The sequence below is a fragment of the Buttiauxella sp. B2 genome (assembly GCF_006376615.1).
Lineage (GTDB): Bacteria > Pseudomonadota > Gammaproteobacteria > Enterobacterales > Enterobacteriaceae > Buttiauxella.
The window spans coordinates 25,775-31,984 of sequence record NZ_VEXQ01000030.1 but is presented as its reverse complement, the minus strand read 5'-3'; the positions used below and the strand labels follow the sequence as shown (position 1 = coordinate 31,984).

The following is a 6,210-nucleotide window of genomic DNA, read 5'->3' as shown; positions in this document are numbered from 1 at the left end:
GGCGGGGGAAGGATTCGAACCTTCGAAGTCGATGACGGCAGATTTACAGTCTGCTCCCTTTGGCCGCTCGGGAACCCCGCCAGGGGTATTACATATGGCTTTCGTACTCGCCGCCTTCATCAGGAAGCGGGGCGCATCATATCAAATGAAGCGCCGCTGTAAAGCACTGACTGTAAGAAAATGAATCGTTTGCCGTTTTTTTACACGTAACGTCGTAAAGCTAAACAATTCATCCTCAAACAGCTACAAAATAATGGTGCGATTACCGTAAACAAATACGCGTTGTGCCAGTACTTGATACAACGCGCGGCTCAGAACGTTTTTTTCGACATCACGCCCGGCACGCATCATATCTTCTGCGGTATAGGTGTGATCAACATGGATAACGTCCTGCATGATGATTGGACCTTCATCCAGGTTGTCATTCACGTAGTGCGCTGTTGCGCCGATAATCTTCACGCCGCGCTCGTACGCCTGGTGATATGGGCGTGCGCCAATAAAGGCAGGCAAGAACGAGTGGTGAATATTGATAATTTGATTCGGGAAACGTGAGACGAACTCAGGCGTCAATACACGCATATATTTCGCCAGTACCACGTAGTCAGGTTTATGCGCTTCAATTGCATCAGCCATTTGCCTGTCGTGATCTTCACGTGTCAGCCCTTCATGGCTAACCAACTCAAACGGAATATCAAAACGTTCTACCAACGTTCGCAAGGTTTCGTGGTTACCAATAACTGCTGCAATGTCGACATCCAGCCCGCCATAGTTGGCTTTCATTAACAGGTCGCCCAGGCAGTGTGCCTCTTTGGTTACCAGAATAACTACGCGGCGGCGACCCGCAGGAGTCAATTCACGCACCGAGCCTACAGGCAATGCGCCATCTAAATCGGCTAACAGGGTATTGTCGTTAAAAATGCCTTCAAGCTCGGTACGCATAAAGAAGCGCCCGGTGCGATGGTCAACAAACTCATTGTTCTGAACAATGTTCAGTTCGTGCTTGTAACAAATATTGGTGATTTTTGCGATAAGACCTTTTGCATCGGGGCAAATGGTGCGTAGTACTTTTCGTTGTAATGCTTGCATTGCAGGGTGAGTCCTGTTGTACGTGTGTTTGCTAACTAATTTGTGCCACGGAGAATTATCTACCACAACACTTTTTATATTTTTTGCCTGAACCGCAAGGGCAGGTGTCGTTGCGACCAAACTGCGGACGGATTCCGTCGACATAGTACCACTGACCGTTTTCCTTTAAAAAACGGGAACGCTCGATAATTGCACTTTCCTCGCCCTGGTCTTCAAAACGAGCAACGAAACTGACGAAACCTTCGTTTTCATCGCAACCGGCAGACGCTTCATACACGGTCAGACCTAACCAATGCGTGGTATCAAAACTACGGGAAATATCAGATTTCAACGAAGGGCTACGAGTCTGGGGATACCAGGTTGCAACCAGATAATCTGCATCCTGCATCACATAGGCAGTATAACGTGAACGCATAAGCTGTGGCGGGGTTGGCGCGAGCGTGTCTGCGCGTAGGTAAGGCTGGCAACATAAGCTATACTCCAGACCGCTACCACAAGGGCAAAGTTGCGACACAGCATCTCCTTGGTTACAAAAAATAGACAGCGTAAAAACGCGTAGTAGCGATATGTTAACCGAGCAGTGACGACTTCGTCACGAGGTGTTAAACCGGGGAAGAAAGACCGAGGCGGAATGAGACAGGTAAAGATCGGCCTGGCATTAGGGTCGGGAGCAGCGAAAGGATGGGCGCATATTGGTGTCATTAATGCGTTAAAGCGAGCAGGCATTCAGGTCGATATCGTAGCAGGTTGCTCGGTGGGGGCGCTGGTGGGTGCAGCTTATGCCAGTAATCGTTTACCCATGATGGAACGCTGGGTGCGTTCGTTTGGCTATTGGGATGTACTGCGACTAATGGATCTTTCCTGGCGCCGTGGCGGTTTGTTACGTGGCGAGCGCGTGTTCAACAATGTCCGTAAGATAATCACAGAAGAAAAAATTGAAGGCTGTGCACTGCGCTTTGGTTCTGTTGCGACCAATTTAAGCACTGGTCGCGAGCTATGGTTTACCGATGGTGATCTTCACCAGGCGGTTCGTGCCTCATGCAGTATGCCAGGTCTGCTGTCACCCGTTGGGTACAATGGTTATTGGTTAGTCGATGGCGCGGTGGTAAACCCGGTGCCTGTCTCGCTTACTCGCGCCTTAGGTGCCGATATTGTTATTGCCGTCGATCTTCAACATGATGCGCATCTGATGCAGCAAGATTTACTTTCCGTCAATATGACCACGCCGATGGCTGAAAACCAGGTGCAACCTGGTACCTGGCGCGGGCGGTTACGCGAACAACTGGGTAAAATAACCACCCGACGAGCCAATACCACGCCAACAGCCATGGAAATTATGACCACATCAATTCAGGTGCTGGAGAATCGTTTAAAGCGCAACCGTATGGCAGGCGATCCCCCCGATATTTTGTTGCAACCTTTTTGCCCTCAGATTTCCACGCTTGATTTCCACCGTGCCGCAGAGGCTATCAGTGCAGGTAGTTTAGCCGTCGAGAAAAAGATGGATGAGCTGCTGCCACTGGTTCGTTCTAATAGTTAAAATGACGATTTTTACACGGCTTCAGGCAATTCTGACAGGCGGTGATTGTCATACCATGCCACTATTGATCTATCGTCAGTCAGGGGAGCGCACATGACACAGCCACTCGTTGGAAAACAGATTCTCATTGTTGAGGACGAGCCCGTATTCCGCTCTTTACTGGAAAATTATCTTTCCTCTTTAGGGGCGATAATTACGGTTGCAGCAGATGGTGTTGATGCCCTGGAAAAAATGACCCGTTTTGCTCCCGATTTGCTGATTTGCGATTTGGCTATGCCGCGCATGAATGGGCTTAAATTGGTCGAGCACTTGCGTAACGAAGGTGTTAAGACACCAATACTGGTGATTTCCGCAACCGAAAATATGTCAGATATCGCTAAAGCGCTGCGCTTTGGCGTCCAGGATGTCCTGCTCAAACCTATTAAAGATCTAAACCGCCTGCGTGAAACGGTATTCGCCTGCCTCTATCCAAACATGTTCAATTCACGCGTTGAAGAAGAAGACAGGTTGTTTCAGGACTGGGATGCGCTGGTCAGTGACCCGCAGGCAGCGTCTAAATTACTACAAGAGCTGCAACCCCCAGTGCAACAAGTGATGTCACATTGCCGCGTGAATTACCGCCAATTGATAACACTCAACCAACCTGGGTTGGTTTTGGATATTGCACCGCTGTCAGAAAACGATCTTGCGTTTTATTGTCTTGATGTCACGCGGGCAGGGGATAACGGTGTGTTAGCCGCATTGCTATTACGTGCACTATTTAACGGTCTATTGCAGGAACAACTCTCCCAGCAGCGCCAGCGTTTACCCGAGTTGGGCAATTTACTGAAACAAGTTAATCAGTTATTACGTCAGGCTAATCTCTCCGGACAGTTTCCGTTAATGGTGGGCTACTATCATAGCGGGCTCAAAAATCTCATTCTGGTATCGGCGGGGCTCAATGCCACCTTAAATACCGGTGAGCATCAAATTCAGGTCAGCAATGGCGTACCGTTAGGAACGCTGGGCAATACGTATCTCAATCAAATCAGCCAGCGGTGCGATTCCTGGCAATGTCAGGTATGGGGTTCAGGCGGGCGATTACGTTTAATGTTGTCTGCGGAATGAGCATCTGGATGGTTGAAAACATTTAGGTTTTCTCCCCTGTCATTGCTGGTGGTAATATCGTAAGTAACTGACTCGTATTTATCTTAAATTACCAACGCAACGGGTAAACAGCCGCAGGTTTCATTTTTTAGCTGATATACTCGATGCGTTTTTTAATTGACTTGCAAGTGAAAACTTGAACAGTCCAGGAGATTTTTCAATGGCTGCCATTAATTCTAAAGTAAGAAAAGCAGTAATCCCTGTTGCGGGATTGGGTACGCGTATGTTACCGGCTACCAAGGCTATTCCAAAAGAGATGTTGCCTTTGGTTGATAAACCGCTGATTCAATATGTTGTTAATGAATGTATTGCGGCTGGCATTACTGAAATTGTGTTGGTTACGCACTCGTCGAAAAACTCCATCGAAAACCATTTCGATACCAGTTTTGAACTGGAAGCTATGCTGGAAAAACGCGTTAAGCGCCAGTTGCTGGAAGAAGTTCAGGCTATTTGTCCTCCGCACGTGACCATAATGCAGGTTCGTCAGGGGCTGGCTAAAGGTTTGGGTCACGCCGTGCTGTGTGCTCACCCGGTGGTTGGCGATGAGCCAGTAGCGGTTATCCTTCCAGATGTGATCCTCGACGAGTTCGAATCTGATCTTTCCCAGGACAACCTAGCTGAGATGATCAAACGTTTTGATGCTACAGGCCACAGCCAGATTATGGTTGAGCCGGTAGACGATGTTACCGCTTACGGTGTTGTTGACTGTAAAGGTGTTGAATTAAACGAAGGCGATAGCGTGCCAATGGTGGGTATCGTTGAGAAACCTAAAGCTAACGTTGCACCGTCAAACCTTGCAGTAGTAGGTCGTTACGTACTGACCGCCGACATTTGGCCATTGCTGTCTAAAACCCCTCCGGGTGCTGGCGATGAAATCCAACTGACTGACTCCATTGCGATGCTAATGGAAAAACAGACTGTTGAAGCCTATCACATGAGAGGCGTGAGCCATGACTGTGGTAACAAACTTGGCTATATGCAGGCGTTTGTGGAATACGGTATCCGTCACAACACTCTTGGCGAAGAATTTAAAGCCTGGCTAGAAGAAACTGTTGGCGCGAAAAAGTAATTCATTTCAACGCAGGATAGAAAGATGAAAGTTACTGTATTTGGTATCGGCTATGTTGGACTTGTTCAGGCAGCAGTGCTTGCAGAAGTTGGTCACGACGTGATGTGTATAGATGTCGATGCGAAGAAAGTCGAAAATCTGAAAAACGGCGTGATCCCAATTTTCGAGCCTGGCCTAACGCCACTTGTTAAGAAAAACTTTGAAGAAGGCCGTTTGCAGTTCAGCATCGATGCTGAAATGGGCGTTCATCATGGTGAGATGCAATTTATTGCTGTAGGCACGCCGCCTGATGAAGACGGCTCTGCCGATCTGAAATATGTCACCGCGGTTGCACGTACCATTGCGCAACATATGAGCTCCCACAAAGTTGTACTTGATAAATCTACAGTTCCAGTAGGAACCGCGGACAAAGTACGCAGCGTGATGGAAGAAACGCTAAAAGCACGTGGTGTGGATATTCCGTTTGATGTGGTTTCCAACCCTGAGTTCCTGAAAGAAGGGGCTGCGGTTTCAGACTGTATGCGTCCTGAACGTATTGTTATCGGCACTGATAATGATGATGTGGTTGATTTGCTGCGTGAACTGTACGAACCGTTCAACCGCAACCACGATCGCATGATTCTGATGGATATCCGTAGCGCGGAGCTCACCAAATATGCAGCTAACTGCATGCTGGCGACGAAAATCAGCTTCATGAACGAGATTTCTAACCTTGCAGAGCGCCTGGGTGCAGATATCGAAAAAGTGCGTATGGGTATCGGTTCAGACTCGCGCATTGGTTACAGCTTTATCTATCCTGGCTGCGGATATGGTGGTTCCTGCTTCCCTAAAGATGTTCAGGCACTGATTCGTACCGCTCAGCAGATTGGCTATACGCCACGTATTCTGCAAGCGGTGGAAGAGGTAAACCACGACCAGAAGTTAAAACTCCCTGAGTTTATTTATCGTCACTTTGGTGAAGATCTGAAAGGTAAAACCTTCGCGCTGTGGGGGCTTTCTTTCAAACCCAATACTGATGATATGCGTGAAGCCTCAAGCCGCGTCCTGATGGAAGCGCTGTGGGAACGCGGTGCTCAGGTGCAGGCGTATGACCCGGAAGCAATGGACGAAACCCAGCGCATTTATGGACATCGTTCTGACCTGAAACTGATGGGTACCAAAGAAGCAGCATTACAAGACGCGGATGCTTTGGTTATTTGTACAGAGTGGCAAAGTTTCCGTGCGCCTGATTTCGATGCAATTAAGAAATCACTGAAGCAACCAGTTATCTTTGACGGCCGTAACCTGTATGATCCTGAGAGACTCAACAAGCGCGGCTTTGTTTATTACGCAATCGGCCGCGGAGCGTCCATCAATATTGCATAATAAA

At 48.3% G+C, this 6,210-nt stretch carries 6 protein-coding genes and 1 tRNA gene; 4 read left to right on the top strand and 3 right to left on the bottom strand.

What is annotated here, in order from left to right; all coding sequences use genetic code 11:
• The 3 genes from FH968_RS21220 to FH968_RS21210 form a co-directional block, all read right to left on the bottom strand.
• A tRNA-Tyr gene (locus tag FH968_RS21220) sits at nucleotides 1-81 on the bottom strand.
• Nucleotides 82-243: 162 nt separating this feature from the next.
• Nucleotides 244-1,086, bottom strand: a complete 843-nt coding sequence (gene purU, locus FH968_RS21215) for a formyltetrahydrofolate deformylase (protein ID WP_139883088.1) — start codon at nucleotides 1,084-1,086, stop codon at nucleotides 244-246.
• 55 nt (nucleotides 1,087-1,141) lie between these two features.
• Complete coding sequence (locus tag FH968_RS21210; protein WP_139883086.1) at nucleotides 1,142-1,600, bottom strand: YchJ family protein; 459 nt, start codon at nucleotides 1,598-1,600, stop codon at nucleotides 1,142-1,144.
• A gap of 117 nt (nucleotides 1,601-1,717) precedes the next feature.
• Between FH968_RS21210 and rssA the strand changes: the two genes are divergently transcribed.
• The 4 genes from rssA to FH968_RS21190 all read left to right on the top strand — a co-directional run bounded on the left by rssA (nucleotide 1,718) and on the right by FH968_RS21190 (nucleotide 6,206).
• A complete protein-coding gene (gene rssA / locus FH968_RS21205) occupies nucleotides 1,718-2,626 on the top strand; it encodes a patatin-like phospholipase RssA (protein WP_139883084.1) in 909 nt (302 codons plus the stop codon).
• 93 nt (nucleotides 2,627-2,719) lie between these two features.
• Complete coding sequence (gene rssB / locus FH968_RS21200; protein ID WP_139883082.1) at nucleotides 2,720-3,733, top strand: two-component system response regulator RssB; 1,014 nt, start codon at nucleotides 2,720-2,722, stop codon at nucleotides 3,731-3,733.
• A 199-nt stretch (nucleotides 3,734-3,932) separates the two neighbouring features.
• On the top strand, nucleotides 3,933-4,841 hold the full coding sequence (galU, locus tag FH968_RS21195) for a UTP--glucose-1-phosphate uridylyltransferase GalU (RefSeq protein ID WP_139883080.1): 909 nt from the start codon (nucleotides 3,933-3,935) through the stop codon (nucleotides 4,839-4,841).
• Nucleotides 4,842-4,865: 24 nt separating this feature from the next.
• The gene (locus FH968_RS21190) at nucleotides 4,866-6,206 is read left to right on the top strand and encodes a UDP-glucose/GDP-mannose dehydrogenase family protein (RefSeq protein ID WP_139883078.1); all 1,341 of its coding nucleotides are present in this window, start codon (nucleotides 4,866-4,868) and stop codon (nucleotides 6,204-6,206) included.
• Nucleotides 6,207-6,210: the final 4 nt, after the last annotated feature.

What these genes read in the sequence shown, in the direction of transcription:
- purU (WP_139883088.1), bottom strand. Translation starts at nt 1,086, where the DNA reads ATGCAAGCATTACAACGAAAAGTACTACGCACCATTTGCCCCGATGCA.
- rssA (WP_139883084.1), top strand. Translation starts at nt 1,718, where the DNA reads ATGAGACAGGTAAAGATCGGCCTGGCATTAGGGTCGGGAGCAGCGAAA.
- rssB (WP_139883082.1), top strand. Translation starts at nt 2,720, where the DNA reads ATGACACAGCCACTCGTTGGAAAACAGATTCTCATTGTTGAGGACGAG.
- galU (WP_139883080.1), top strand. Translation starts at nt 3,933, where the DNA reads ATGGCTGCCATTAATTCTAAAGTAAGAAAAGCAGTAATCCCTGTTGCG.
- FH968_RS21190 (WP_139883078.1), top strand. Translation starts at nt 4,866, where the DNA reads ATGAAAGTTACTGTATTTGGTATCGGCTATGTTGGACTTGTTCAGGCA.